This window comes from Streptomyces sp. NPDC030296 (assembly GCF_055572815.1).
Genome location: NZ_JBVICQ010000002.1, coordinates 478,084 through 504,094 on the forward strand (window position 1 = coordinate 478,084; position 26,011 = coordinate 504,094).

Genomic DNA, 26,011 nt, shown 5'->3' on the forward strand with positions numbered 1-26,011 from the left:
CCGGCTCGTCCGCCCGATTACTTGATCATGTAGATCGTGGCGAAGAGGCCGATCCAGACGACATCGACGAAGTGCCAGTAGTAGGACACGACGATGGCCGCGGTCGCCTGCTCGTGGGTGAACCTCTTGGCCGCGTAGGTGCGCCCGAGGACCAGCAGGAAGGCGATGAGGCCGCCCGTCACGTGCAGGCCGTGGAAGCCGGTGGTCAGGTAGAAGACCGAGCCGTACGGGTCGGACGAGAGCGACAGGCCCTCGTGCTTGACCAGCTCGGTGTACTCGAAGACCTGACCGCCGATGAAGATCGCACCCATCACGAACGTGACGATGAACCACATCCTGAGCTTCTTCACGTCCCCGCGCTCGGCGGCGAACACGCCGAGCTGGCAGGTCAGGGAGGAGAGCACCAGGATGGTGGTGTTGGTCGCCGAGAACGGGAAGTTCAGGGTGTCGGCCTTCTCCGACCAGAACTCCGGACCGGTCACCGATCGCAGGGTGAAGTACATCGCGAAGAGGGCCGCGAAGAACATCAGCTCGGAACTCAGCCAGATGATGGTTCCGACGCTGGTGAGGTTCGGCCGGTTGACCGACGGGTGCGCGTGCCCGGTATCTACTGTCGTTGCTGTCGCCACGACCGACATTATGTCGGTCGCTATCCCGCCCTCACTCCGGGGGGTGCCGTTCGGAGTGTTGCTCCCTTCCGTACCGGTGCTGACGTGGGGTTCAAGGGAGTAGCATCCGGCGCATCGGTCCCTGTCCGTACGACGTCTGAATCTTCTGCGTAACGGAGGAACAATGCGCCCGACCGCCACGGTGCTGGTGTACAGCGACGACTCCAACACCCGTGAACAAGTACGGCTGGCGACCGGCCGGCGCCCCGCCCCGGACGTCCCGTTCGTGGAGTTCCTCGAGTGCGCGACCCCCGCGGCCGTCGTGAAGGAGCTGGACAAGGGCGGTATCGACGTCTGCGTCCTCGACGGTGAGGCCGTGCCCATGGGGGGCATGGGCCTGTGCCGGCAGATCAAGGACGAGGTCTTCGAGTGCCCGCCGGTGCTGCTGCTGATCGGTCGGCCGCAGGACGCGTGGCTGGCGACGTGGAGCCGCGCGGACGGCGCGGTGACGCTCCCGGTGGACCCGGTGGAGTTCGCGTCGGCGCTGGCGTCCCTGCTGCGCGGGAAGCGGGCGCTGAGCGCCTAGGCCGTACTCGCCCGCGCCCCTGAGGGGGCGCGGTTCTTCCCTCACGCCGATTCGGGGCGCAGGCGGGCCTGGATCTCGGAGCGGGGGGCCTGCTTGGTGCCGGCCGTGAGGGCGCTGCCCTCGCGCCACTTCTGCCAGTCGAGGTTCCAGTCGCCGAAGCCGTTGCCGAAGGGGGTCATCATGTCGCCGGCGGAGTTGACGACCTTGACGATGTCGCCCTCGTTGATCGTGTCGTAGAACCACTCGGCGTTGGCGCTGCTCATGCCGGTGCAGCCGTGGCTGACGTTGGCGTAGCCCTGGGAGCCGGTGGACCAGGGGGCGGCGTGGACGTACTCGCCGCTGTTGGTGACCCTGACGGAGTTGTGGACGACCAGGTCGTAGAAGTCCGACGCGCCTATGCTGGCGCTGGTCATGCGCACGGTGCCTTCCTTGGCCAGGACGACCTTGACCCCGTTGCGGGTGTCGTAGCCGGGCATCCCCGTGGTGACCGGGATCTCCTTGATGACCTTGTCGTTCTTGTAGACGGTCATCTGGTGCGCGGCGGCGTCCGTGACAGCGACGATCTTGTCGCCGGTGGTGAGCGTCAGGGGGTCGGCCTTGCCGCCCCAGAGACGGTCACCGATCTTTATGCCCTCCAGGTTGCTGCGGACCTTGATGGTCGCGCCCGCGGGCCAGTACTCCTTGGGTCGGTAGTGGAGCTTCTTGTCGTCCACCCAGTGCCAGGCGCCCTCCGCGGCGGGCGTGGACTCCACCTTGAGCGCGCGTTCGACGACTGCCCTGGCCGCCTTGTCCTTGACGGCCCTGCTGAGCTCGGCGGTGACGGGCTGGCCGACGCCGTACTTGCCGCCCTTGGGTCCGAAGGTGACGTTCAGGCGCTTCTTGGCGAGCGGCCGGCCGGTGTCGAAGGACCGCTCCTCGCGGCCGGGGGCGCCGTCGTCGTCCTCGGTGCTCACGCGGACGGTGTAGCGGGCGTTGGCGGCGAGCGGTGAGGTGGAGTGCCAGCGGCTGCCGTCGGCGGAGAGTTCGCCCGCCACATAGCGTCCTGCGGCGTCCACGGCGGTGACGTCGGTGATGCGTCCCTCGTCCTCGGCGGTGACTTCCAGGGGCTTGTCCGGGTCGGCCTTCTCGCCGTCGCCGGAGGGGGTGTTGAAGGAGACCTGGCCGGCCGCGTCGTACGGCTTGCCCGAGAGCGGGTGCCCGCCGGAACCGCAGGCGGTGACGCCCGCTCCCAGCGAGACGACCAGCAAGGTGCAGCTGACGACCGTGCGGTTTCGCGGTGTAGTGCTCATGGCTTCAACGTAGGAACGGCCGTCGGGCGCGGCGCGCCGAGTGGGCCGAGTGAGGGACACGCGGTGTGGCAAACGAGGGAAGCCCGGACCTCCTGTCGGAGTGTCCGGGCTTCCGCCGCTCAACGTGTGTTACTGGTTCTGGTTCTCTCCGCGGTAGTACTCGAAGACCCAGCCCCACAGGCCGACCAGGATGATCGGCAGGGAGAAGTACAGCAGCCACCAGCCGAAGACGACGCCCAGGAAGGCGAGCGCGCCGCCGATGCCGAGGGAGAGCGGCTGCCAGCTGTGCGGGCTGAAGAAGCCCAGCTCACCCGCGTCGTCCGCGACGTCGGCCTCCTTGTTGTCCTGCGCGCCCACGTCGACCCGCCGGGCCGTGAAGGCCAGGTAGTAGCCGACCATGATGCACAGGCCGAAGGCCAGGAAGAGCGCCGTGGTACCGGCCGGCTCCTTCGACCACACGCCATAGACGATCGCCATGGCGAGGACGAAGACGCTCAGCCAGATGAACATCTTGCCCTGGATCTTCACTTGCCGGCCTCCTTGCCGCTGCCGCTGCCCGCGAGCTCGTTGGCGCGGGGAGCGCCGTGCGCGAGCTGCTCGAGCGCGGCGATCTCCGGGTGGTGCAGGTCGAACGCCGGGGATTCACTGCGGATCCGCGGCAGGGTGAGGAAGTTGTGCCGCGGCGGCGGGCAGGAGGTCGCCCACTCCAGAGAACGGCCGTAGCCCCACGGGTCGTCGACCTCGACCTTCTTGCCGTACTTGGCGGTCTTCCACACGTTGTAGAGGAACGGCAGGATCGACAGACCGAGCACGAAGGAGGCGATGGTCGAGATCGTGTTCAGGGCGGTGAAGCCGTCGGCCGCCAGGTAGTCGGCGTAACGGCGCGGCATGCCCTCGGCACCCAGCCAGTGCTGGACGAGGAAGGTGCCGTGGAAGCCGATGAACAGCGTCCAGAACGTGATCTTGCCGAGGCGCTCGTCGAGCATCTTGCCCGTCCACTTCGGCCACCAGAAGTGGAAGCCGGAGAACATCGCGAAGACGACGGTGCCGAACACCACGTAGTGGAAGTGCGCCACCACGAAGTACGAGTCGGAGACGTGGAAGTCCATCGGGGGCGAGGCCAGGATGACACCGGTCAGACCACCGAAGGTGAAGGTGATCAGGAAGCCGGTCGCCCAGAGCATCGGGGTCTCGAAGGACAGCGAGCCCTTCCACATCGTTCCGATCCAGTTGAAGAACTTCACGCCGGTCGGTACGGCGATGAGGAACGTCATGAAGGAGAAGAACGGGAGGAGCACGCCACCGGTGACGTACATGTGGTGCGCCCACACCGTGACCGAGAGGCCGGCGATCGCGATGGTCGCGCCGATCAGGCCCATGTAGCCGAACATCGGCTTGCGGGAGAAGACCGGGATGACCTCGGAGATGATGCCGAAGAACGGCAGGGCGATGATGTACACCTCTGGGTGGCCGAAGAACCAGAAGAGGTGCTGCCAGAGCAGTGCGCCGCCGTTGGCCGCGTCGAAGACGTGGGCCCCGAACTTGCGGTCCGCCTCCAGGGCGAACAGCGCGGCCGCGAGGACCGGGAAGGCGAGCAGGACCAGGACACCGGTCAGCAGCACGTTCCAGGTGAAGATCGGCATGCGGAACATGGTCATGCCCGGTGCGCGCATGCAGATGATCGTGGTGATGAAGTTGACCGAGCCGAGGATCGTGCCGAAGCCGGAGAAGGCCAGGCCCATGATCCACATGTCGGCGCCGACACCCGGGCTGCGGACCGCGTCCGACAGCGGAGAGTAGGCGAACCAGCCGAAGTCGGCCGCACCCTGCGGGGTGAGGAAGCCGGCCACCGCGATCAGCGAGCCGAAGAGGTACAGCCAGTACGCGAACATGTTCAGCCGCGGGAACGCCACGTCGGGCGCGCCGATCTGCAGCGGCATGATCCAGTTGGCGAATCCGGCGAACAGCGGCGTCGCGAACATCAGCAGCATGATCGTGCCGTGCATCGTGAACGCCTGGTTGAACTGCTCGTTCGTCATGATCTGCGTGCCCGGGCGGGCCAGCTCGGCGCGCATGAGGAGCGCCATGACGCCGCCGATGCAGAAGAACGCGAACGACGTGACCAGGTAGAGCGTGCCGATCGTCTTGTGGTCGGTGGTCGTCAGCCACTTGACGACGACCTCACCGCGGCGCTGGCGCCGGACGGGCTGCTCGTCCTCGTAGTGGGACCCCGCCGCCGCGGCACCCTGAGGTTCGTTGAGGATGCTCACAGTACGTTCGTCTCCCGGTTCTTCTCGTGCTTCGTCTGCTCAATACCGGCCGGGACGTAACCGGTCTGGCCCTGCTCCGCGAGCTCCTTGAGGTGCTGCTCGTAGCGCTCGGGGGAGACGACCTTGACGTTGAAGAGCATCCGCGAGTGGTCCACACCGCACAGCTCGGCGCACTTGCCCAGGAAGGTGCCTTCCTGGTTGGGGGTCACCTGGAAGGCGTTGGTGTGGCCCGGGATGACGTCCTGCTTCATCAGGAACGGCACCACCCAGAAGGAGTGGATGACGTCACGCGAGGTGAGGACGAAGCGGACCGTCTTGCCCTTGGGGAGCCAGAGGGTCGGGCCGGGGTTGCCGGTCTGCGGGTTCCTCTCACCCGGGATACCGCAGGTGTAGACGCCGCCGGCGTTGGCCGGGAAGTCCTTCTTGTACCGCTCCGGGATCGCGGCGAGGTTGGCGTCCTTGGCCGCGTCGCCGGTGGAGCCGTCGACGTTCTCGATGTAGTTGAAGCACCAGCTCCACTGGAAGCCCACCACGTTGACCGTGACGTCGGGCTTCTTGGACATGTCGAGGAGCTTCGACTCGTCGCGGGCGGTGAAGTAGAACAGCACCGAGACGATGATCAGCGGAACGACCGTGTACAGCGCCTCGATGGGCATGTTGTACCGGGTCTGTGGGGGAACCTCGACCTTGGTGCGGCTGCGCCGGTGGAAGAAAGCACTCCACAGGATCAGGCCCCAGACCAGTACGCCCGTGGCGAGCGCGGCCGCCCAGGAACCCTGCCACAGGGAGAGGATCCGCGGAGCCTCTTCCGTGGTCGGGGTGGGCATACCAAGGCGAGGGAAGTCCTTGTATGTGCAACCGGTGGCGGTCGCCAGGACCAGGCCCGCAGTCAGTGCCTGCAGCAGCTTCCGCCGCATCGGGCGCCGCGGCGAGCGGTCGGAGCCGTTGGGACTCACGTAGCGCCTTCCCGAGAGTCTCGCCCGCGCAGGTCAGGCTGCGGCCTTCTCGCTGGTCGGTCGCCGCCCTGCGGCGGGCAGGGGTTTGGATGTTTATGCGGACCAAACCCTACTGGACGCGATTTGGGGTCGCGCGGGGAGGGGGGCCCAACTCGCCGGGGGTCACTTGGAGCGGCTATCCGGGGTGCCGGGTGCGCCTGATAGCTCGACGGTTCGGGGGGTTTGGCGGGTTCAGGCGAGTTGTGGTCTTTCGCGCAGTTCCTCGCGCCCCTGTTGCACTCGCCCCGAGGCTTTAGCGTTGACCTGTGGCGTACTTCGACTCTGCTTCCTCCGCTCCCCTCCACCCCGTCGCGCGGCAGGCGCTGTTGGCCTCCCTGGACGAGGGGTGGGCCGATCCCGCCCGGCTGTACCGGGAGGGGCGGCGGGCGCGGATGCTGCTGGACGCCGCCCGTGAGGCCGCCGCCGAGGCCGTGGGGTGCCGGGCGGACGAGTTGGTCTTCACCTCGTCCGGGACGCGCGCGGTGCACTCCGGGGTCGCGGGGGTGCTGGCGGCGCGGCGGCGCGTGGGGCGCCACCTGATCGTGTCGTCCGTCGAACACTCTTCGGTGCTGCACGCGGCGGAGGTCCACGAGGCCACGGACGGGACGGTCACCCGGGTGGTGGTGGACCGGTCGGGGGCGGTGTCCGCGTCCTCCTTCGCCGAGGCCCTGCGCCCCGACACCGCGCTGGTCTGTCTGCAGTCCGCCAACCACGAGGTGGGGACGGAGCAGCCGGTGGCCGAGGTGGCGGCGGTGTGCCGGGAGGCGGGGGTGCCGCTGCTGGTGGACGCAGCGCAGTCGCTGGGGTGGGGCCGGGTCGACGGGGACTGGTCGGTCCTGACGGGGAGCGCCCACAAGTGGGGCGGTCCGTCCGGGGTGGGGCTGCTCGTCGTGCGCAAGGGGGTGCGGTTCGCGGCCCAAGGGCCCGCGGACGAGCGGGAGTCGGGGCGGGCCGCCGGGTTCGAGAACATCCCGGCGATCGTGGCGGCGGCCGCCTCGCTGCGGGCGGTGCGGGCGGAGGCCGAGGCGGAGGCCGTAAGGCTGCGGGAGTTGACGGAGCGGATCCGGACGCGGGTGCCGGCGCTGGTGCCGGACGTGGAGGTGGTCGGGCATCCGCAGCGGAGGCTGCCCGGTGTCGTCACCTTCTCCTGTCTCTATGTCGACGGGGAGACATTGCTGCACGAGCTGGACCGCGAGGGGTTCTCCGTGTCGTCCGGGTCCTCCTGCACGAGCAGCACGCTGACGCCGAGCCATGTGCTGCGCGCCATGGGGGTGCTGAGCGAGGGCAATGTGCGGGTGTCGCTGCCGCCCGGCACCGCGGAGGAGGACGTCGAGCGGTTCCTGACCGTACTGCCGGGGGCGGTCGCGGCGGTGCGGGAGAAGCTGGGCGCGCCGGCCCCGGCCGCCGTGGTGCGCGAGGACGCCCTCGTCGTGGACGCCCTCGGCAAGCGGTGCCCCATCCCCGTCATCGAGCTGGCGAAGGTGATCGCGGACGTCCCCGTCGGCGGCACCGTCCGCGTCCTCTCCGACGACGAGGCGGCCCGTCTGGACATCCCGGCGTGGTGCGAGATGCGGGGCCAGGAGTACGTCGGAGAGGAAGCGGCGGAGCGGGGCTCGGCGTATGTGGTGCGCAGGGTGAGCTGAGCCGAAAGGCGAGGCGGGCCGTCAGGCGAGGTGGGCCTGCACCTCGGCGGCGGCCTCGTCGCCGTACGCCTTGGTGAACCGCTCCATGAAGTGGCCGCGGCGCAGCTGGTACTCCTGGGTGCCCACGGTCTCGATGACGAGGGTGGCGAGCATGCAGCCGACCTGGGCCGCGCGCTCCAGGGAGACGCCCCAGGCGAGCCCGGAGAGGAAGCCGGCGCGGAACGCGTCGCCGACGCCGGTGGGGTCGGCCTTGCGCTCCTCGTCCGGGCAGCCGACCTCGATCGGGTCGTGGCCGACGCGCTCGATGCGGACGCCGCGCGCGCCGAGGGTGGTCACCCGGTGGCCGACCCGGTCGAGGATCTCCGCGTCCGACCAGCCGGTCTTGGACTCGATGAGGCCCTTCTCGTACTCGTTGGAGAAGAGGTACGTCGCGCCGTCCAGCAGTATCCGGATCTCCTCACCCTCCATGCGGGCGATCTGCTGGGAGAAGTCGGCGGCGAAGGGGATGCCGCGCGAACGGCACTCCTCGGTGTGGCGGAGCATCGCCTCCGGATCGTCGGCGCCGATGAGGACCAGGTCGAGGCCGTCGACGCGGTCGGCGACGGTCTTCAGCTCGATGAGGCGGGCCTCGCTCATGGCGCCGGTGTAGAAGGAGCCGATCTGGTTGTGGTCGGCGTCGGTGGTGCAGACGAAGCGGGCCGTGTGAAGCGTCTCGGAGATGCGCACGGAGGCCGTGTCGACGCCGTGCCGGTCGAGCCAGGCGCGGTACTCGTCGAAGTCGGAGCCGGCCGCGCCGACGAGGATCGGCCTCGTGCCGAGCTGCCCCATGCCGAACGCGATGTTCGCGCCGACACCGCCCCGGCGGACGTCGAGCTGGTCGACGAGGAAGGAGAGGGAGACCGTGTGCAGCTGGTCCGCGACGAACTGGTCGGCGAAGCGGCCCGGGAAGGTCATCAGATGGTCGGTGGCGATGGAGCCGGAGACTGCGATACGCACGGCGAGGACACGCTCCTGCGAAGGGAGAGGGGATTGACAGTTCACGCTACCGGGTCGTAGGCGCCGTCAGAAGCAGGCAAAACTACCCGATAGTAGGTCTTTCTTCGTGGGGTTCCCGGTGCGTACGGTGCCGATATGACGAACCCCAAGATCCACGGCACCGTCCCGTTCGACCCGGACGGCGGCCTCGCGGCGCTGCGCGGCGACTGCGCCCGGATGGCCCCGCACTGGGCGGCCCCCGCGAAGGTCATTACGGCTCCGGTGCCCCCTTCGCTCATCCACGGGGTGACGGTTCCCGCGACCTCCGCACGGCTGGTGGACGCGATGTCGGACTACGGCGACTGAGGGGAGTCCGCCGCGCATCCGCTCGGCGGACGGGGAACCGTCGGCTCCTCCGCCGCGTCCCATCGCTGTCCCCCGTATGGGGGAGGCGGTGTACGACCAGCCGAAGGAGCGATGCGGTGAACGCCGAGCGACCCGACCACCCCGAGAACCCGGACGAGGGCACCCGGCCCGACGCGCCCGAGGAGATCAGGGCTGCCGGGGACCGGGCCGAGGGGGTCGAGAAGACCGACCCGGCCGAGGCCGAGGAGGCTCCCGCCACAGGGGCCGGTGACGACGAGGCGCGCACCCGTTCGGCCGGCCCCACGGACGAGGGCGACGACGAGGCGCGGGAGGCCCCTACGGCCGACGTCTCCGAGGTCGCCGACGTCGGGCAGGACGAAGCCGCCGATGTCGAGGACACCCGGCGGGCGGCGCGGCGGCGGTCGCGCGTGGTCGTGGCCTCCGTGGCCGCGGCGGTGCTGCTCGTCGGCGGTGGTGGGGCGTTTCTCGCGGCGACCACGTCCGGCGGGTCCGGCAGTGGTTCCGGGCGCTCGGCCGGGTCCGACGGCACTCCTCCGCCGCTGGCGCTCGACGGGTACGGCGGCGGCGGTTCGAACGGCATCGCTCCCGGTGAACCCGACCCCGGCGGGGTGACCTATGAGGCTGTCGGCCAGCTGCCGGACGGCCCGGACTCGGCCCCCGTGTACCAGACCGGGGGGCAGGTCACGGCCGCCGAGGTGGCGCGGCTCGCGAAGGCGCTGGGCGTCGAGGGCGAGCCGAGGGCCGAGGGCGAGAGCTGGCGGGTCGGCACCACGGGCGACGGATCGGGCCCCAGCCTGCACGTCGGCAGGCAGGCGCCGGGCGCGTGGACGTTCAGCCGGTTCACACCGGGCACCGACAACTGCCAGAAGGTCGACGTCTGCACCGCCGTGCCCCCGGCCGGCGACGTCGACCCGGTGAGCGAGGCGGCGGCGCGGAAGGCGGCGACACCGATCCTCAAGGCCGTCGGCCAGGACGACGCCAAGCTCGACGTCTCCCAGCTCCTCGGCACCGTCCGCGTGGTGAACGCCGATCCCGAGGTCGGCGGGCTGCCCACGTACGGCTGGGCGACCAACCTCCAGGTGGGCGCCGACGGCACGGTGGTCGGCGGCAGCGGCAATGTCAAGGCGCCCGTGAAGGGCGACACGTACCCGGTGGTCGACGCGGAGCGGGCACTGAAGCTGCTGAACGACGCGGGGCAGGGCGTCGGCCCCGCCCACGAGGACGTCACGCCGTCGCCGTCGAAGCCGCGGACCCCGCCGGTGCCGGTCGAGGACGCGGTGTTCGGGCTGGCCTCCCACCAGGTCGGCGGCCGGACGGCGCTCGTGCCGTCCTGGCTGTTCGAGGTGCGGCCGCACAAGGCCGCGGCCGGCTTCACGGTGACGCATCCGGCCGTCGACCCGAAGTACCTGGCCCCCTCCCAGCCGGAGGAGCCGACCGAGGGGCCCGAGGACCCTAACGTCCCCGGTGACCGGCCGCCGGCCGACCCCGCGTCCCGGAACGTCCCGGTACAGGGCTACACCGTCGACGGCAGGGAGCTGACCGTCAGCTTCTGGGGCGGGGTGTGCAGCGAGTACGCGGCCACCGCGACCGAGAAGTCGGGCGAGGTGACGGTCACCGTGACCGGCACCTCCCAGCCCGGCCGGGTCTGCGTCATGATCGCCAAGGCGATGGAGCGCACCGTGCGGCTGGACGGGCCGCTGGGCGACCGCGAGGTGGTCGGGCCGGACGGCGAGGAGATCCCCAAGGGCGGGATCCGGGAGACGCAGCCTCAGTAGGGCCGGCCGCGAGCCGGGAACGGACGAAGGCGGCGTCCCCGTCGGAGGGGGACGCCGCCTTCGTCGTGCTCAGTGAGCGCCGTACGGGTCGCGGTGCTCAGTGAGCGCCGTACGGGTCGTGCTCGGCGAGGCCGTACGGGTCGTGCCAGTGAGCGCCGTACGGCGTGCGGGCGGGCTCAGCTGAAGGAGTCGCCGCAGGCGCAGGAGCCGGTCGCGTTCGGGTTGTCGATGGTGAAGCCCTGCTTCTCGATGGTGTCGACGAAGTCGATGGTGGCGCCGCCGAGGTAGGGGGCGCTCATGCGGTCGGTGGTGACCTTCACACCGTCGAAGTCCTTGACCACGTCACCGTCGAGCGAACGCTCGTCGAAGAAGAGCTGGTAGCGCAGGCCGGAGCAGCCGCCGGGCTGGACGGCGACGCGCAGCGACAGGTCGTCACGGCCTTCCTGGTCGAGCAGGGCCTTGACCTTGGCCGCGGCGGCGTCGGTCAGGATGATGCCGTCGGTGACGGTGGTGGTCTCGTCCGATACGGACATCTACATCTCTCCCGGGTTGTACGGAGACTGCTTGCCGACGAGTGCAACCGCCGGGGTCCCGGATTCATTCCGTCCGGGGCGAGCGGATTTCCACCGCGTCCTTCTTCATGCTCGCACATGGCCCGCGTGGTGGGCACCGGCCGCCGCACGGGCGTCCGGTCCGGCCGCCGGGATTCATGTCACATCGACGCTATGGGCATCGTCAACGTGACGTGAAGCGGTTATGATAGATAGCGTCATTTCGACGAAAAGGCTAGCCCGCATGTCCCGCCGGCTCCCCTCGGGCCGGCGAGTCGCAGAACAGAAAGGGTGCGTGTCGTGACCACCGCCCAGTCCCCGGAGCTCGACGTACAGCCGACGCCCCTCGCCCTGCTGCTGCTCGGCCGCGAGGCCGACCCGAGGAGCGAGCGCGGAGTCGACTGCCCCGGCGACCTCCCCTCCCCCTCCGACCCCGACCTGGTGGAGCGTGCCCGGGCGGCGAAGGCGAAGCTCGGCGACAAGGTCTTCGTGCTCGGCCACCACTACCAGCGCGACGAGGTCATCCAGTTCGCGGACGTCACGGGCGACTCCTTCAAGCTGGCCCGGGACGCGGCGGCGCGACCCGAGGCCGAGTACATCGTCTTCTGCGGTGTGCACTTCATGGCCGAGTCGGCGGACATCCTGACCTCCGACGACCAGAAGGTGGTCCTCCCCGACCTCGCCGCCGGGTGCTCGATGGCCGACATGGCCACCGCCGAGCAGGTCGCCGAGTGCTGGGACGTGCTGACCGAGGCCGGGGTGGCCGAGCAGGTCGTGCCGGTGTCGTACATGAACTCCTCCGCCGACATCAAGGCGTTCACGGGCAAGCACGGCGGGCTCATCTGCACCTCGTCGAACGCGAAGCGGGCCCTGGACTGGGCCTTCGAGCAGGGCGAGAAGGTGCTGTTCCTGCCCGACCAGCACCTGGGCCGCAACACCGCGGTGCGGGACATGGGCATGTCGCTGGAGGACTGCGTCGTCTACAACCCGCACAAGCCGGGCGGCGGCGTCACGGTCGAGCAGCTGCGGGCCGCGAAGATGATCCTGTGGCGGGGCCACTGCTCGGTGCACGGCCGCTTCAGCCTGGACTCCGTGAACGACGTGCGGGCCCGCGTACCCGGGGTCAACGTCCTCGTCCACCCCGAGTGCAAGCACGAGGTCGTGGCGGCGGCGGACTACGTCGGGTCCACCGAGTACATCATCAAGACGCTGGAGGCGGCCCCCGCCGGTTCCAAGTGGGCCATCGGCACCGAGCTGAACCTCGTACGCCGGCTGGCGAACCGTTTCGCGTCCGAGGACAAGGAGATCGTCTTCCTCGACAAGACGGTCTGCTTCTGCTCGACCATGAACCGCATCGACCTGCCCCACCTGGTGTGGACGCTGGAGTCGCTGGCGGAGGGCACCCTCGTCAACCGGATCGAGGTCGACAAGGAGACCGAGGCGTTCGCGAAGCTGGCGCTGGAGCGGATGCTGGCCCTGCCGTAGGCGTGCGGCCGGTGCTCACCCCGACCCGGGTTCCGGTCGGGGTGAGCGGTGTCGAGGGTGAAGAGGCTAGGCGTCCTGTTTCTGATCTTGTGCTTGTTACTGGCCTGTAGTGAGATGTGGTCTCACCCTTCAGACACAAGCTTCACGCGGGGGACCCATGCCACGAGTCCTTTCAACCACCGCCGCGACTCTTGCCCTTGCGGTCGGCATTGTCATCAGCGCCTCAAGCCCCGCCGCCGCGGAGTCGGCTCCGGGCTGCGCCGCCGTCGCCCAGATCGGCAGTACCGCGTACATCAGGACATCCAACGGACAGACTGCCGCCTCCGTCAAGCAGTTCATAGGCTGCGGCAAGAACTTCGGGTACGTCTACGTCTGGGACAGCTTCAGTGACACCCACAGCTCATGGCGCATATCCGCCATGATCAAAACCTCGTCGGGGCTGCTGGGGGAAAGGTCATCGTCGGGGCGCGAGGTCTGGTCCTCCGGAACCAACACGCTGGACACTTGCACGCAAGCTGCCGGCCAAATCGACTTCGGTACCCAAAGCAGGGGGGCGCTCACGGATATCCGCTGCTGACCTGAGCAGTACGAGCGGTCCTCAGGTACCCGGTGCTTCCGGCAGGAGACGCCTCGCGAATCTGTGACCCCGGGGTCATCCTTGTGCAGTGGCACGGCCGGCGGAAACGAAGGCCGGGCACCGGACCATGTCGGTCCGGTGCCCGGCCGTGCCGGTCGCGGGGTGTCACACCCCGGCGGTCTCCGTCCTCTCGGAGCCGGGCTCCGTCGCGGCGGACGTGGCGCCCGCGCGCTTCAGGGCCTTCTTCTTCGCCCGGCGTTCCTTGCGGATCTCGACCATCGTGTAGAGGGTCGGGACCAGTAGCAGGGTGAGCAGGGTCGAGGTGATCAGCCCGCCGATCACCACCACGGCCAGCGGCTGCGCGATGAAGCCGCCCTCGCCGGTGATGCCCAGGGCCATGGGGAGCAGGGCGAAGATCGTCGCCAGGGCCGTCATCAGGATCGGGCGGAGGCGGTGTCGGCCGCCCTCGACGACCGCTTCGACGGTGCTGTAGCCCTGCCGCCGGTACTGGTTGATCAGGTCGATCAGCACGATCGCGTTGGTGACGACGATGCCGATCAGCATCAGCATGCCGATCATCGCCGGGACGCCCATCGGGGTGCCGGTCGCGACCAGCAGTCCGATGGCGCCGGTGGCGGCGAACGGGATGGAGACCAGCAGGATCAGCGGCTGCACCAGGGACCGGAAGGTCGCCACCAGCAGCATGAAGACGATGGCGATCGCCGCGAGCATCGCGAGGCCCAGCGAGGCGAACGCCTCGTCCTGGTCCTGGGAGACACCGCCGATGTCGGCGGTGGCGCCCGCGGGGAGCGTCAGTCCGTTCAGCTTGGCGGTGAGGTCCGCGCTGACCGCGCCCGTGTTGTCGCCCTTCGGCTTCGCGGTGATCGTGGCGGCCCGCTGGCCGTCGATCCGGGTCATGGCGACCGGGCCGTCCACCAGCTCGACGTCGGCGATGGCGCCGAGCTTCACCGGGCCGAGCCGCAGGTTCTTCAGCTCGTCCAGCGTGTCGGCGGGCTTCGCCGACTTGATGACGATGTCCCGCTCGGTGTCGTCGAGGATCGCCCGGCCGCTGGTCGTGCCGCGGACGGCCTGGGCGACGGCGGCGCCGAGGGTCTGGTCGTCGAAGCCGGCCGCGGCCGCCTTGTCGGTGGCCCTGACCGAGATGCGGGGCACGCTCTGGGAGAGGTCACTGGTGACGTCGGTGACGTTGTCCAGCGTCGCGACCGCGTCCCTGACCTGCTCGGACGCCTTGCGCAGGACGTCGGCGTCGGCGGCCTTCACGACCACGCTCAGGTCCTGGCTGCCGAAGGCGTCACCGACCGCGATGGTCGTCGTGCCGATGCCGGACAGGTCCTTCAGACCGTCCTCGACGCGCTCCTGGACGTCCTCGGCGGTCGCCGAGTCCTCCAGCATCACGCTGTACGAGGCCTGGTTGGAGTCGGTGCCGCCGCCGAAGGCCGCCATGAAGCCGGAGGAGCCGATGGTGACCTGGTAGTCCTTGACGCCCTCGGTGCCGGCGAGCAGCTTCTCGACCTTCTTCGTCTGCTCGTCCGTGGCGGCGAGGCTGGTGCCGGGCTTCAGCTCCTGCTTGACGCTGAGGACTTCCTGGTCGCCCGGGTCGAAGAAGTTGGTCTTCAGCAGCGGGGCCATGCCGAACGTGCCGAGCAGGACGACCACCGCGATGACCACGCTGGTGAGGCGGCGCCGGGTCGCGAAGCGCAGGACGGGCACGTAGAAGCGCTGGAGACGGCTCTTGGCCTCCTTCTCCTCGGCCCTGCGGCGCGCTTCGTCGGCGTCCTCGGGCGTGCCCTTCGGAGCGCGCAGGAACCAGTACGACAGGACGGGGACGACCGTCAGCGAGACGAGGAGGGAAGCCAGCAGGGCCGCCGTCACCGTCAGGGAGAAGCTGCCGAACAGCTCGCCGACCATGCCGCCGGTGAGGCCGATCGGGAGGAACACGGCGACCGTCGTCAGCGTGGACGAGGTGACCGCGCCGGCGACCTCGCGGACCGCCTTGAGGATGGCCTCCTGGCGCTCCTCGCCGTAGCCGAGGTGGCGCTTGATGTTCTCCAGGACCACGATCGAGTCGTCGACGACGCGGCCGATGGCGATGGTGAGCGCGCCGAGGGTGAGCATGTTCAGGGAGAGGTCGCGGGTCCACAGGACGATCAGGGCGAGGACCACCGACAGCGGGATGGACACGGCCGTGACGAGGGTGGAGCGGACCGAGGCGAGGAAGACCAGGATGACGAGGACCGCGAAGAGCAGTCCGAGCGCGCCCTCGGTGGTGAGGCCCTCGATGGACTTGGAGACCGCGGGGCCCTGGTCGCTGACCACGGTGACGGTGGCGTCCGAGCCGAGGTCCCGGCGCATGTCCGCCAGCTTGCCCTCGACGGCCTCGGAGATGGCGACGGCGCTGCCGTCGCGGTCCATGGTGACCATGACCGCGAGGCTGGGCTCGCCGTTGGTGCGGGTGAGGGAGTCGGCCTTGGCCTCCTCCTCCTTGACGGTGGCGACGTCGGCGAGCCGTACGGGCTTCTTGCCGCCCTCACCGCGCACCCGCAGGTCCTGGATCTGCTTCAGCGAGGTGTAGCCGCCGCCGACCTGGACCGTGCGGTTGGCGCCGCCCTCGTCGAAGGAGCCCGCGGGCAGGGTGACGCCGCCGGCCTGGAGGGCCTGGGAGAGGGCCATCGTGGTGAGGCCGGCCTTCGCGAGCTTCGCGTCGTCGGGGGTGACGGTGACCTGGACGTCCCGTACTCCGTCGACGGTGACCTGGCCGACGCCGTCGATGTCCTCCAGGGTGGGGACGACCGTGCGGTCGATCCGGTCGGCGAGGGCCTGCTGGTCCTGGTCGGAGGTGACGGCGAGGACGACGGTCGGCATGTCGTCCGTCGAACCGGCGATCACCTGCGGGTCCACGTCGTCCGGGAGCTGCGCGCGGACCCGGTTGACGGCCTGCTGGACATCGGCGACGAGCTGGTCGGTGCCGGGGCCGTAGTCGAAGGACGCCATGATCAGGGCGTTGCCCTCGCTGGCGGTGGACGTGACGCCCGTGATGCCGTCGACGGATTCGAGGCTGTCCTCGATGGGTTCGACGACCTGCTTCTCGACCACGTCCGGGGAGGCGCCCTGGTACGGCGCGAGCACGGACACCATCGGCAGTTCGATGGTGGGCAGCAGTTGCTGTTTGAGCTGGGGTATCGCGATCGCCCCGAAGGCGAGCGCGATGATCGACACCAGACCGACGAGGGCCCGTTGCGCGAGGCTGAACCGAGACAGCCAGGACATGGGTGACCGGATCTCTCTTCTTGTGGCAGGAGCGGAGGACGAGCGCCGATGTGCGCTCACCCCACACCCTGGGCCACGGAGGAGGCCGATCCGTCGCTCCGCAGGTCCATTTCCTTATCCCGCGCATACTCCGGCCGCAGTAGTACGGGGTGGAGTTCACTCCACCCTTGGGCGTACCAGGCCCGACTCGTACGCGAAGACCACCAGCTGGGCCCGGTCGCGGGCGCCGAGCTTCGCCATGGCCCGGTTGACGTGCGTCTTCACGGTCAGCGGGCTCACTTCGAGGCGCTCGGCGATCTCGTCGTTGGACAGGCCCGCGGCGACATGGACGAGGACCTCGCGCTCCCGGCCGGTCAGGGTGCCGAGCCGTTCGGAGCGGGCGGTGTCGATGTCGTCGTTCCCGTCGGGGTCGTCCGACTGCGCAAGGAAGCGGGCGATCAGCCCCTTCGTCGCGGACGGCGAGAGCAGCGCGTCCCCGCCGGCGGCGACCCGGATGGCGTTCAGCAGCTCGTCCGGTTCGGCGCCCTTGCCGAGGAAGCCGGAGGCGCCGGCGCGCAGGGACTGCACGACGTAGTCGTCGACCTCGAAGGTGGTGAGGATGACGACCCTGACCTGGGCCAGCTCGGGGTCGGCGCTGATCATCCGGGTCGCGGCGAGTCCGTCGGTGCCGGGCATCCGGATGTCCATCAGGACGACGTCGGCCCGCTCCTCCTTGGCCAGGCGCACCGCCTCCGCGCCGTCCGACGCCTCCCCCACGACCTCCATGTCCGGTTCCGAGTCCACGAGCACCCGGAAGGCGCTGCGCAGCAGGGCCTGGTCGTCGGCGAGCAGGACGCGGATGGTCATACGGGGTCCCCCGGTGCGGTGGTCAGGGTCGCGCGGGTGCGTCCGCGCGGGCCGTGCGGCTGGTGAGCGGCAGGATCGCATGGACGCGGAAGCCGCCTCCGTAGCGGGGGCCGGTGGTGAGGGTGCCGCCGAGGGCCGTGACGCGTTCACGCATGCCGAGCAGGCCGTGCCCGCCGCCCGCGCCGCCGGTGTCCGGGCCGCCGGGGTTCCGGGCGCCGTCGTCGAGGACGGTGATCTCCACGTTCGGTCCCACGCGGACGACGCTGACCTCGGCCTTCGCCTGCGTCCCCGCGTGCTTCTGCACATTGGTGAGGGCTTCCTGGATGACGCGGTACGCGGCGAGGTCGACGGCGGCGGGGAGGGTGCTGCCCTCGTCGGCGCGGACCACGTCGACGGCGAGGCCCGCGCTGTGGAAGGTGCCGACGAGTTCGCCGAGCCGGGTCAGGCCGGGGGCGGGTTCGGTGGGGGCCTCGGGGTCGCCGGACTGGCGGAGCAGGCCGACCGTGGCGCGCAGTTCGCCCAGCGCGGAGCGGCTGGCCTCGCGGACGTGGGCGAGGGCCTCCTTGGCCTGGTCGGGCCGCTTGTCCATGACGTGCGCGGCGACGCCGGCCTGGACGTTGACCAGGGCGATGTGGTGGGCGACGACGTCGTGCAGGTCGCGGGCGATCCGCAGGCGCTCCTCGGCGACCCTGCGGCGGGCCTCCTCCTCGCGGGTGCGTTCGGCCCGTTCGGCGCGTTCCCGTATCGCCGCCACGAACGCCCGGCGGCTGCGGACCGCGTCCCCGGCGGTGGCGGCCATGCCGGTCCAGGCGAAGATGCCGATGTTCTCCTGGTCGTACCAGGGGGCGGGGCCGACGAGCATGGCCGTGGCCGTCAGGGCGGTCATCGTGAGGAGGCCGACGCGCCAGGTGGTGGGGCGGTCGGTGGTGGAGGCGACGGTGTAGAGGGCGATGACGGCGGCCATCGCGACGGGGGCGCGGGGGTCGCCGGTGACGAGCTCGGTGAGGGTGAGCGCGGAGGTCGCCGCCAGGACGGGCAGGGGGGAGCGGCGGCGGGCGACGAGGGCGGCGGCGGCGAGCACCATGAGGGTGATGCCGACGGCGTCGGGGGTGCGGGTGCCCCACTTGTCGGGGTGCTCGGCGTGGGGGTCGACGAAGGAGCCGGCGAGCATGCAGGTGAGGACGCCGAGTGCGAGGGCCGCGTCCAGCGCGAGGGGGTGCGCGGTCAGCCAGGTCCTGGTGCGCTGGAGGGTGCTCACGGGGGTTTACGGTACGGGGCCCTCGCGGGGGGCGGTAGCCGTGGGGCGCCCTAGCCGTCCCGTCCACCAGGGGCTGCCGCCCCTTCGACCCCGCGGCGGCGCCTCATGGCTCGGGAGGGCGGGTTCGTCGGCGGGTGCGGGTCCGTGGGGCCTCGTCGCGCAGTTCCCCGCGCCCCCGGGAAGGGGGCTGCGCCCCTTCCCCCGGCGGCTAGCCCGGGATCAGGCCGTCGTCGCTCAGCATGTCCCGGACTTCCTCCAGGGTCGCGTCCGGGGACGGGAGGATCAGCTCGGAGGGTTCCAGGGCGTCGTCCGGGAGGGCGGTGCCCAGTTCCCTGACCTTGGACAGGAGGGCGTGGAGGGTGCGGCGGAAGCCGGGGCCGTCGCCGCTCTCCATCTCGGTCAGTAGCTCGTCGTCCAGCTTGTTCAGCTCGGCGAAGTGGCTGTCCGCCAGCTCCACCTGCCCCTCCCCCATGATCCGTACGATCATGTCGCCCTCCTCAGGCACGGGACTCACACGGGATGACTACTGCTTGTCGAAGCGGGGGGTGTCCTGGCGCTGGGACTGCTGCTGGGCGGAGCCCTGGCCGCCCTCGATGGCCTGCTGCCCGGACGTGCCGCCCGCCAGCTCCGCCTTCATGCGCTGGAGTTCCAGCTCGACGTCCGTACCGCCGGAGAGGCGGTCCAGCTCGGCCTGGATGTCGTCCTTGTGCATACCGGACGGGTCGTCGAGGGCACCGGAGGCGAGCAGTTCGTCGATGGCACCGGCACGGGCCTGGAGCTGCGCCGTCTTGTCCTCGGCGCGCTGGATGGCGAGACCGACGTCGCCCATCTCCTCGGAGATGCCGGAGAAGGCCTCCCCGATCCGGGTCTGGGCCTGGGCGGCGGTGTAGGTGGCCTTGATCGTCTCCTTCTTCGTACGGAAGGCGTCGACCTTGGCCTGGAGCCGCTGGGCGGCGAGGGTGAGCTTCTCCTCCTCGCCCTGGAGGGTGGAGTGCTGGGTCTCCAGGTCCGTCACCTGCTGCTGGAGCGCGGCACGCCGGGAGAGCGCCTCGCGGGCCAGGTCCTCACGGCCCAGCGCGAGCGCCTTGCGGCCCTGGTCCTCCAGCTTCGAGGACTGGGACTGGAGCTGGTTGAGCTGGAGTTCCAGGCGCTTGCGGGACGTGGCCACGTCGGCCACACCGCGCCGCACCTTCTGGAGCAGCTCCAACTGCTTCTGATACGAGTAATCGAGGGTCTCGCGCGGGTCCTCGGCCCGGTCAAGGGCCTTGTTCGCCTTCGCGCGGAAGATCATCCCCATACGCTTCATGACACCGCTCATGGGCTTCGCGCGCCCCCTTCTGACGGACTCCAGCTCACCGGTCTCTCGACAGAACCCACAGTACGGGCCCTGCATCCATTACCGCACTGTTCGGGGACGGATGCGCTCCTCCCCAAGGACGACTGTGGACGGCTCCGATCCGGCGTAGGGAGTAGGTGTCCCCCGGGGTTGTGTACGGGCGGACCCCCGGAACGCGTCAGCTCCCCCACGGACGAATCTTCACCGCACTCCCCCGTTTCCGTCTTCTCCGGTTCCCCGGTCCACCTTCGGTCCCGTTCTGTCCCCAGCACAGACGCCGGGTGTTGCCGGATCGTTCCCCACGGGACTGGGGTCCATGCCCCGGCACCCCGTACCCTTGGGTTTTGTGTTTCGTAGCCGCGCCAAGAGCGAGAAGGAAGCGGTCGCCGAGAAGGCGTCGGTGACCGACTCCAAGCAGACCCGTGACCCGCAGGCCCCCAAGGGGCGGCCCACTCCCAAGCGGAGTGAGGCCCAGTCCCAGCGTCGCAGCGTCGCCAACACGCCGACGACGCGCAAGGAGGCAGCCAAGCGTTCCCGTGACGAGCGGCGCGCCGCGCTGGAGAAGCAGCGCCAGGCGCTGGCCACCGGCGACGAGCGCTATCTGCCCGCGCGGGACAAGGGCCCGGTCCGCCGGTTCGCCCGCGACTACGTGGACTCGCGTTTCCACATCGCCGAGTTCTTCCTGCCGCTGGCCGTCCTCATCCTCGTGCTCAGCATGGTGCGGGTGCCGGCGCTGCAGAACATCGCGCTGCTGCTGTGGCTGTTCGTGATCATCCTGATCGTGGTCGACTCGATCGGCCTGGCGATCCGCCTGAAGAAGCAGCTGAACGTCCGCTACCCCGACCAGAACAAGAAGGGCGTCGTCGCCTACGCCCTGATGCGCACCCTCCAGATGCGTCGACTGAGGTTGCCGAAGCCGCAGGTCAAGCGCGGAGAGCGGCCCTGAGCACGACGGCTTTCTCCGGGGACGCCGCCGAGGCCTGGCTCAACCGGCTGGGGACGCTGCGTGAGGTCGTACGACAGGAGCTGGTGGCCCGCCAGGTCGACGAGCAGATAGCCGCGCGGTTCCCCGTGGGGCAGCGGCTGCGGGTGCTCGACGTCGGGATGGGGCAGGGCACGCAGGCGCTGCGGCTGGCACGGGCCGGGCACGAGGTGACCGGGATCGAGCGGGAGCCGCGGCTGATCGCCGTCGCGCGGGAGGCGCTGGCTGCGGAGCCCGAGGGCATCCGCGGCCGGATGCGCATCGTCGAGGGCGACGGCCGGGACACCGGTGTGCACTTCCTGCCGGGCGGTTTCGACGTGGTGCTCTGCCATGGCGTGCTGATGTACGTCGAGGAGCCGGACGCCCTGCTGGCCGGGCTGGCCCGGATGCTGGCGCCCGGCGGGTTCCTGTCGCTGCTCGTGCGCAACGGCGACGCGCTCGCGATGCGGGCCGGGCTCGCCGGGGACTGGGCGGGGGCGCTCGCGGCGTTCGACACGACCGCGTACCGGAACAGGCTGGGCCTCGATGTGCGGGCGGACCGGCTGGACGCGCTGACGGACACGCTCGGGGGGATCGGGGCCCCGCTGCACGCGTGGTACGGGGTGCGGGTGTTCACCGATCTGGCAGCCGACGACGCGGTGGTGCCGGAGAGCCGGGAGGCCCTGGAGCTGTTGCTCGCGGCGGAGGAGCGGGCCGGGCGGACGGATCCTTATCGGCGGGTGGCGGCGCTGCTGCACCTGTGCGGGGTGCGGGGCTAGGTTGCCCCCCGGTCCATCGGCGTCCCGTCCTGAAGGGGCTGTGCCCCTTCGACCCCCTGAGGGCGCGTCACAGCTCGGGGGTCCGCCTTCGTCGGCGGGTGCGGGAGCGTCGGGGTCTTCGCGCAGTTCCCCGCGCCCCTGATGGGGCGCGGGGCCGTTCCTCGCCGTTACGCCTCCTGCGCGTGCAGGCTCATCGGGCCGTAGATCTCAGTCGTGTCCTCGAAGAGGCGGACCTGGTCCGCGCCGCCCTCCAGGAGGGCCTTCCACTGTTCGCCGATCCATGACTCGGCATCCCCCTGGGTCGTGAACTCCTCGGGCTGGACCGCGGGCTGGACCTCCGTCCCGTCGGCCTTCTCGAACCGCCACGTCCATGCCGTCATGTGAGCCTCCGTAAGTACCGGCCCGGCACCGCTCACCGGCGCCGGGCAAGATCCGGTTCCCCCTGAGCCTAGTCGGACGCACAAGACCTGCGGGTGTTCCTCGGGACGCGGGAAAATCGAAGGCGTGGAACTGACACTGCTCGGCACCGGCGCCCCCGCGGGGCTTCCCCGCCCCGACTGTCCGTGCGCGGCGTGCGCGACCGCGCTCGGCGATGCCGCGCGCGGGGCGACCGCGCTGCTCGTGGACGGCACACTGCTGCTCGACCTCACTCCCGGCGTCGCCCTCGCGGCCGCGCGCGCCGGGCGCTCACTGACCGGCGTACGCCAGGTGCTGCTGTCGCATCCGCACGCCGGGCCCGCCATGGAGGTGCCGGCGGGGCTGCCGCAGCCGGGGCGGGTGCCGGACGGGCGGGAGCTGGCGCTGCTGACCGGGCACCGGGTGCGGGCGCAGGCGCTGGACTCGCCGGGCACCGGGTACGCGGTGACGGGACCGGGCGGGCAGCGGCTGCTGTACCTGCCGCCGGGGAGCGCGCCCGCCGGGCTGGAGGAGCGGTCGGCGGAGCCGTACGACATGGTGCTCGCCGATGTCCTGGGGCGGCCCGACGCCCTGGCGCGGCTGCGGGCGGCGGGTGCCGTGGGGCCGACGACCGATGTCGTCGCCGTCCATCTGGACCATGACGTGCCGCCGGGTGGCGAGTTGCCGCGCCGGCTCGCGGCGGCGGGCGCGCGCGCCGTGCCGGACGGGACGACGCTGGCGGTCGGCGCCTACGAGGACGTGCCGGACGTACCGCGTCGCACGCTTGTGCTGGGCGGGGCGCGGTCCGGCAAGTCGGTCGAGGCGGAGCGGCGGCTGGAGGCGTTCCCGGACGTGCTGTACGTGGCGACGGGCGGCACCCGCAACGGGGACGGCGAGTGGGCGGCGCGGGTCGCCGCGCACCGCGAGCGGCGGCCCGGTTCCTGGCGCACGGTCGAGACCTGTGACCTCGTCCCCCTGCTCAAGGAGGAGGACGGGCCACCGCTGCTCATCGACTGTCTGTCGCTGTGGCTGACGGACGTCATGGACGCGGTGGGGGCGTGGGACGACGCGGAGTGGGCGGGCGGTGGGGAGCGAGCGCTCCGGGCGCGTGTGACCGAGCTGGCGGAGGCCGTGCGGCAGACCCGCCGGACCGTCGTCGCCGTCTCCAACGAGGTCGGGTCGGGGATCGTACCGGCCACCGCCTCCGGGCGCCGCTACCGGGACGAACTCGGGCGGCTGAACGCGGCCTTCGCGGCGGAGTGCGAGCACGTGCTGCTGGTCGTGGCGGGCCAGGCGCTGGCGCTACGGGGCTGAGGGGTCGGGCGGCGGGGCCACGGGGGCGGGTGGAAGTGCAGTGCGGCGCGCGATGATCCGGTGCGCGCGGGGCGGGAAGGGGGCGCAGGAGCGGGTGGCGACCACCTCGTAGCCCAGCGACCGCAGTTCGGCGAGGAGGTTGCGCAGGGGCATCAGATGGAGCGGGCGGGGCCGGTCGTACGCCCTGCCCGGCCATCCCGGGCCCATGGCCAGGGTGCCGAACGGGCGCGCGGGGTCCGGCACTTCGACGAGGAGATGGCCGTCGGGGCGCAGGACCGTGCGGGCGGCGCGGAGTTCTTCGCGGGGGTCGGCGGTGTGCTCCAGGTGGTGGAACATGCTGACCACGTCGTAGCGGGCGCACAGCCGGGCCGTGATCTCCGGGTCGGTGAGGAGGCCCTGGTACGCCTCCTCGATCCGCCCGGCTTTCCGCGCGCGCTCGACGCGCGGGGTGGGGTCGACACCGTCGAACGCGGTGTACGGATGCACCTCGCGGGCGGCCTCCGGGAAGTAGCCGTGCCCGGTGCCGACGTCGAGCCAGCTCTCCGGCTCGGGGTACGGCAGCATCGCGCGGGCGGCGGTGCGGTGGTGCCGGCGACGCAGCCGGCCGGCGAGGTCGGACCGGATGCGCCCCTCGGTGGGGTGCCGGTGGTGGCGCAGGAGCAGCCCGTCCGCGGTGGGCCGGGGGTTCTGGAAGGCGTGGGAGCAGTCCCGGCACTCGTCCACCACGAACGTGCCCGGCGTACGCCGGGGCCCCTCCGACGCCCGCACCCGCGTCCGCAACCGCCGCGAGCCGCACCAGGGGCAGTCGTCCCGGCGCGCTTCCTGAAAGGGGTCGACACCCGGGGCGAGCGGGCCGGGGTCCGGCCGGGGGGTGGGGGGCATGGCGGCTCCTGAGGGCGAGGGAGAGTAAGCGGATATACGGACATTCGCCTCAAAACGGTACGTAGACGATCGCGATCCGAGGCGCAACGACGTGCCCGTGGCTTCGCGATCCGAGGCGCATTGACGTGCCCTGGCGGGGCGACGAGCCGAGGTGAGCCCGCGGACGAGGAGGTGAGAGCCGGGGGGCGGCGGACCGGTGGGTGCGGAGGCGACGGGCCGGGGAGACGGGCCGGGGCGGCGGGTCGGAGGTGCGGTGGTGTGGGGCCGTGTGCGGTCGGTGTGCGGTGGGTTTCGGTGTGGCGCGGTCGTGTTCGATCGCTGCCGGTACTGTTCGGCGAATGAGCTCGCTTAATCTCGACGACTTCACCGATCTGATCGAGCGCCCCGACGGCGGGGTGCGCCGCGACGCCGAGGCGCGGCGGGAGAGGCAGATCGTGCCGCCCGGGGCGCTGGGCCGGTTGGACGACCTCGGTGAGTGGCTGGCGGCGGCGCAGTCCGCCGTGCCGGTGCGGCCGATCGGCCGGGCCCGAGTGGTGCTGTTCGCGGGCGACCACGGCGTCGCCGAACTGGGCGTCTCCGCCCGACCCGCGGGCACGGCGGACCAGTTGGTGCGGGGCGTGCTCGACGGAAGCAGCCCGGTGGCGGTGCTGGCCCGGCGGCTCGACGTACCGGTCCGGGTGGTCGACCTGGCGCTGGACTGCGACCCCGGGTCACTGCCCGAGGAGGTCGTACGGCACCGGGTGCGGCGCGGCTCCGGGCGCATCGACATCGAGGACGCGCTGACCTTGGAGGAGGCGGAGGCCGCGTTCCGGGCGGGCGTCGCCGTCGCGGACGAGGAGGCCGACTCCGGGACGGACCTGGTCGTGCTCGGGGACCTCAGTGTCGGCGGGACCACGGCCGCCGCCGTCCTCGTCGCCGCGCTGTGCGGGACCGACGCGTCGGTGGTGACCGGGCGGGGCGGCCGGGCGATCGACGATCTGGCGTGGATGCGCAAGTGCGCGGCCGTACGGGACGCCCTGCGGCGGGCACGGCCCGTCCTCGGGGACCAGTTGCAGCTGCTGGCGGCGGTGGGCGGGGCCGATCTGGCGGCCATGACCGGGTTCCTGCTGCAGAGCGCGGTGCGGAAGATGCCGGTCATCCTCGACGGGGTGGTGTCCGCCGCGTGCGCGCTGGTCGCCCAGCGGGTGGCCTTCCGGGCGCCGGACTGGTGGCTCGCCGGGCAGAACAGTGGCGAGCCGGCGCAGGCCAAGGCGCTGGACCGGATGGCGATCGAGCCGCTGCTGGACCACGGGGTGAAGGTCGGCGAGGGCGCGGGTGCGCTGCTCGCGCTGCCCCTGGTGCAGGCCGCGGCGGCGTTGGCCGCGGAGCTGCCGGAGCGGGAGCCGGCGGAGCCGGAGAAGGCGGCCGACGACGGCGGGGCCGAGGAGAAGAACCTCGCGGAGGAGTACGACGCGACGTAGGACCCCGTCGGGACCCCACCCCCGCCGGGGCACACCCCACCACCGGCGGGGCACCCCCGTGACATCGGCCTCCTCCGGCGGGCCGAGGAGATCGGGATCACGCAGGTCTCGCTCAACTTCGCGATGTTCCGACCGGTCTTCGAACGTGGCGCGCGCCTCGGCGCGGGACCGGTTCTGCGAGTCGCTGTACCGGGCCGACGCCGAGTACCGGCCCATCCGGGAGCCGCGGTTCCCGCTCCTTCCTGGTGGCGCCGGGACTGCCGAAGTGGCTGCGGTGCAGCCACCTGGAGTCACGCCGGTGACCGCGTAAGGGGACGGGCGTCCGGCGACGGACGCGCGGGGCCCCCGCG

General features: G+C 71.1%; 24 protein-coding genes and 1 pseudogene. 11 read left to right on the top strand and 14 right to left on the bottom strand.

From position 1 onward, the window contains the following. Window positions 1-17 precede the first annotated feature (17 nt). Window positions 18-638, bottom strand: coding sequence for an aa3-type cytochrome oxidase subunit III (ctaE, locus tag ACZ4Z3_RS06100; RefSeq protein ID WP_055715524.1), 621 nt, complete (start codon window positions 636-638; stop codon window positions 18-20). 154 nt (window positions 639-792) lie between these two features. Between ctaE and ACZ4Z3_RS06105 the strand changes: the two genes are divergently transcribed. After that, a complete protein-coding gene (locus tag ACZ4Z3_RS06105) occupies window positions 793-1,194 on the top strand; it encodes a response regulator (protein WP_055715525.1) in 402 nt (133 codons plus the stop codon). Window positions 1,195-1,235: 41 nt separating this feature from the next. On the opposite strand, the gene ACZ4Z3_RS06110 is transcribed toward ACZ4Z3_RS06105, so the two are convergent. The 4 genes from ACZ4Z3_RS06110 to ctaC all read right to left on the bottom strand — a co-directional run bounded on the left by ACZ4Z3_RS06110 (window position 1,236) and on the right by ctaC (window position 5,709). After that, window positions 1,236-2,483, bottom strand: a complete 1,248-nt coding sequence (locus ACZ4Z3_RS06110; RefSeq protein ID WP_468499883.1) for a L,D-transpeptidase — start codon at window positions 2,481-2,483, stop codon at window positions 1,236-1,238. A 129-nt stretch (window positions 2,484-2,612) separates the two neighbouring features. Continuing rightward, window positions 2,613-3,011, bottom strand: coding sequence for a cytochrome c oxidase subunit 4 (locus ACZ4Z3_RS06115; protein WP_468499884.1), 399 nt, complete (start codon window positions 3,009-3,011; stop codon window positions 2,613-2,615). Next, on the bottom strand, window positions 3,008-4,753 hold the full coding sequence (gene ctaD / locus ACZ4Z3_RS06120; protein WP_468499885.1) for an aa3-type cytochrome oxidase subunit I: 1,746 nt from the start codon (window positions 4,751-4,753) through the stop codon (window positions 3,008-3,010). The genes ACZ4Z3_RS06115 and ctaD overlap by 4 nt, the downstream gene beginning before the upstream one ends. Further along, the gene (ctaC, locus tag ACZ4Z3_RS06125) at window positions 4,750-5,709 is read right to left on the bottom strand and encodes an aa3-type cytochrome oxidase subunit II (RefSeq protein ID WP_468499886.1); all 960 of its coding nucleotides are present in this window, start codon (window positions 5,707-5,709) and stop codon (window positions 4,750-4,752) included. Before ctaC ends, ctaD begins: the two co-directional genes overlap by 4 nt. 305 nt (window positions 5,710-6,014) lie before the next feature. Here ctaC and ACZ4Z3_RS06130 point away from each other — a divergent pair, with 305 nt between their 5' ends. Beyond that, a complete protein-coding gene (locus ACZ4Z3_RS06130) occupies window positions 6,015-7,391 on the top strand; it encodes an aminotransferase class V-fold PLP-dependent enzyme (protein ID WP_468499887.1) in 1,377 nt (458 codons plus the stop codon). Window positions 7,392-7,412: 21 nt separating this feature from the next. On the opposite strand, the gene ACZ4Z3_RS06135 is transcribed toward ACZ4Z3_RS06130, so the two are convergent. After that, complete coding sequence (locus tag ACZ4Z3_RS06135) at window positions 7,413-8,387, bottom strand: carbohydrate kinase family protein (RefSeq protein ID WP_468499888.1); 975 nt, start codon at window positions 8,385-8,387, stop codon at window positions 7,413-7,415. A 135-nt stretch (window positions 8,388-8,522) separates the two neighbouring features. Between ACZ4Z3_RS06135 and ACZ4Z3_RS06140 the strand changes: the two genes are divergently transcribed. Further along, on the top strand, window positions 8,523-8,732 hold the full coding sequence (locus ACZ4Z3_RS06140; protein WP_055512668.1) for a hypothetical protein: 210 nt from the start codon (window positions 8,523-8,525) through the stop codon (window positions 8,730-8,732). Window positions 8,733-8,848: 116 nt separating this feature from the next. After that, entirely contained in the window at window positions 8,849-10,528 is a 1,680-nt protein-coding gene (locus ACZ4Z3_RS06145) for a hypothetical protein (RefSeq protein ID WP_468499889.1), read from the top strand. Window positions 10,529-10,704: 176 nt separating this feature from the next. On the opposite strand, the gene ACZ4Z3_RS06150 is transcribed toward ACZ4Z3_RS06145, so the two are convergent. Beyond that, entirely contained in the window at window positions 10,705-11,061 is a 357-nt protein-coding gene (locus tag ACZ4Z3_RS06150) for a HesB/IscA family protein (protein ID WP_055512670.1), read from the bottom strand. Between the two features lie 318 nt (window positions 11,062-11,379). On the opposite strand from ACZ4Z3_RS06150, the gene nadA reads away from it, so the two are divergent. Both nadA and ACZ4Z3_RS06160 read left to right on the top strand, forming a co-directional pair. Beyond that, window positions 11,380-12,564, top strand: a complete 1,185-nt coding sequence (gene nadA, locus ACZ4Z3_RS06155) for a quinolinate synthase NadA (RefSeq protein ID WP_468499890.1) — start codon at window positions 11,380-11,382, stop codon at window positions 12,562-12,564. A gap of 157 nt (window positions 12,565-12,721) precedes the next feature. Further along, on the top strand, window positions 12,722-13,141 hold the full coding sequence (locus ACZ4Z3_RS06160; RefSeq protein ID WP_468499891.1) for a hypothetical protein: 420 nt from the start codon (window positions 12,722-12,724) through the stop codon (window positions 13,139-13,141). Window positions 13,142-13,306: 165 nt separating this feature from the next. Here ACZ4Z3_RS06160 and ACZ4Z3_RS06165 read toward each other — a convergent pair whose 3' ends face one another. The 5 genes from ACZ4Z3_RS06165 to ACZ4Z3_RS06185 form a co-directional block, all read right to left on the bottom strand. After that, entirely contained in the window at window positions 13,307-16,429 is a 3,123-nt protein-coding gene (locus tag ACZ4Z3_RS06165; RefSeq protein ID WP_468499892.1) for an efflux RND transporter permease subunit, read from the bottom strand. Between the two features lie 156 nt (window positions 16,430-16,585). Continuing rightward, entirely contained in the window at window positions 16,586-17,275 is a 690-nt protein-coding gene (locus ACZ4Z3_RS06170) for a response regulator (RefSeq protein WP_468499893.1), read from the bottom strand. A gap of 22 nt (window positions 17,276-17,297) precedes the next feature. Then, window positions 17,298-18,533 carry a sensor histidine kinase gene (locus ACZ4Z3_RS06175; RefSeq protein WP_468499894.1) on the bottom strand — a complete coding sequence of 412 codons (1,236 nt, stop codon included), beginning with the start codon at window positions 18,531-18,533 and terminating at the stop codon, window positions 17,298-17,300. 208 nt (window positions 18,534-18,741) lie between these two features. Continuing rightward, complete coding sequence (gene pspAA, locus ACZ4Z3_RS06180) at window positions 18,742-19,020, bottom strand: PspA-associated protein PspAA (RefSeq protein ID WP_468499895.1); 279 nt, start codon at window positions 19,018-19,020, stop codon at window positions 18,742-18,744. A gap of 36 nt (window positions 19,021-19,056) precedes the next feature. After that, on the bottom strand, window positions 19,057-19,851 hold the full coding sequence (locus ACZ4Z3_RS06185; protein WP_079049790.1) for a PspA/IM30 family protein: 795 nt from the start codon (window positions 19,849-19,851) through the stop codon (window positions 19,057-19,059). A 334-nt stretch (window positions 19,852-20,185) separates the two neighbouring features. Between ACZ4Z3_RS06185 and ACZ4Z3_RS06190 the strand changes: the two genes are divergently transcribed. Beyond that, complete coding sequence (locus ACZ4Z3_RS06190) at window positions 20,186-20,815, top strand: DUF3043 domain-containing protein (RefSeq protein WP_468499896.1); 630 nt, start codon at window positions 20,186-20,188, stop codon at window positions 20,813-20,815. After that, the gene (locus ACZ4Z3_RS06195) at window positions 20,812-21,609 is read left to right on the top strand and encodes a class I SAM-dependent methyltransferase (RefSeq protein WP_468500209.1); all 798 of its coding nucleotides are present in this window, start codon (window positions 20,812-20,814) and stop codon (window positions 21,607-21,609) included. Before ACZ4Z3_RS06190 ends, ACZ4Z3_RS06195 begins: the two co-directional genes overlap by 4 nt. Window positions 21,610-21,776: 167 nt before the next feature. Here the strand turns inward: ACZ4Z3_RS06195 and ACZ4Z3_RS06200 are convergent, their stop codons facing one another. After that, entirely contained in the window at window positions 21,777-21,989 is a 213-nt protein-coding gene (locus ACZ4Z3_RS06200; protein ID WP_055522013.1) for a hypothetical protein, read from the bottom strand. A 124-nt stretch (window positions 21,990-22,113) separates the two neighbouring features. Between ACZ4Z3_RS06200 and ACZ4Z3_RS06205 the strand changes: the two genes are divergently transcribed. Continuing rightward, window positions 22,114-23,319, top strand: coding sequence for a bifunctional adenosylcobinamide kinase/adenosylcobinamide-phosphate guanylyltransferase (locus ACZ4Z3_RS06205; RefSeq protein ID WP_468499897.1), 1,206 nt, complete (start codon window positions 22,114-22,116; stop codon window positions 23,317-23,319). On the opposite strand, the gene ACZ4Z3_RS06210 is transcribed toward ACZ4Z3_RS06205, so the two are convergent. Further along, window positions 23,308-24,201 (bottom strand): class I SAM-dependent methyltransferase, encoded by an 894-nt coding sequence (locus ACZ4Z3_RS06210; RefSeq protein ID WP_468499898.1) that lies wholly within the window; start codon window positions 24,199-24,201, stop codon window positions 23,308-23,310. The genes ACZ4Z3_RS06205 and ACZ4Z3_RS06210 overlap by 12 nt on opposite strands. Before the next feature lie 338 nt (window positions 24,202-24,539). Between ACZ4Z3_RS06210 and cobT the strand changes: the two genes are divergently transcribed. Together cobT and ACZ4Z3_RS06220 are read left to right on the top strand one after the other, a co-directional pair. Continuing rightward, entirely contained in the window at window positions 24,540-25,661 is a 1,122-nt protein-coding gene (gene cobT / locus ACZ4Z3_RS06215; RefSeq protein ID WP_468499899.1) for a nicotinate-nucleotide--dimethylbenzimidazole phosphoribosyltransferase, read from the top strand. A 63-nt stretch (window positions 25,662-25,724) separates the two neighbouring features. Then, window positions 25,725-25,963: pseudogene (locus ACZ4Z3_RS06220) on the top strand (phosphatidylglycerol lysyltransferase domain-containing protein); the annotation flags it as partial. Between the last annotated feature and the right edge of the window lie 48 nt (window positions 25,964-26,011).

Coding starts and splice junctions, on each gene's coding strand:
- ACZ4Z3_RS06105 (WP_055715525.1), top strand. CDS start 793: ATGCGCCCGACCGCCACGGTGCTGGTGTACAGCGACGACTCCAACACC.
- ACZ4Z3_RS06190 (WP_468499896.1), top strand. CDS start 20,186: ATGCCCCGGCACCCCGTACCCTTGGGTTTTGTGTTTCGTAGCCGCGCC.
- ACZ4Z3_RS06165 (WP_468499892.1), bottom strand. CDS start 16,429: ATGTCCTGGCTGTCTCGGTTCAGCCTCGCGCAACGGGCCCTCGTCGGT.
- ACZ4Z3_RS06150 (WP_055512670.1), bottom strand. CDS start 11,061: ATGTCCGTATCGGACGAGACCACCACCGTCACCGACGGCATCATCCTG.
- ctaE (WP_055715524.1), bottom strand. CDS start 638: ATGTCGGTCGTGGCGACAGCAACGACAGTAGATACCGGGCACGCGCAC.
- pspAA (WP_468499895.1), bottom strand. CDS start 19,020: ATGATCGTACGGATCATGGGGGAGGGGCAGGTGGAGCTGGCGGACAGC.
- ACZ4Z3_RS06200 (WP_055522013.1), bottom strand. CDS start 21,989: ATGACGGCATGGACGTGGCGGTTCGAGAAGGCCGACGGGACGGAGGTC.
- ACZ4Z3_RS06110 (WP_468499883.1), bottom strand. CDS start 2,483: ATGAGCACTACACCGCGAAACCGCACGGTCGTCAGCTGCACCTTGCTG.
- ACZ4Z3_RS06185 (WP_079049790.1), bottom strand. CDS start 19,851: ATGAGCGGTGTCATGAAGCGTATGGGGATGATCTTCCGCGCGAAGGCG.
- cobT (WP_468499899.1), top strand. CDS start 24,540: ATGAGCTCGCTTAATCTCGACGACTTCACCGATCTGATCGAGCGCCCC.
- ACZ4Z3_RS06140 (WP_055512668.1), top strand. CDS start 8,523: ATGACGAACCCCAAGATCCACGGCACCGTCCCGTTCGACCCGGACGGC.
- ACZ4Z3_RS06170 (WP_468499893.1), bottom strand. CDS start 17,275: ATGACCATCCGCGTCCTGCTCGCCGACGACCAGGCCCTGCTGCGCAGC.
- ACZ4Z3_RS06210 (WP_468499898.1), bottom strand. CDS start 24,201: ATGCCCCCCACCCCCCGGCCGGACCCCGGCCCGCTCGCCCCGGGTGTC.
- ACZ4Z3_RS06160 (WP_468499891.1), top strand. CDS start 12,722: ATGCCACGAGTCCTTTCAACCACCGCCGCGACTCTTGCCCTTGCGGTC.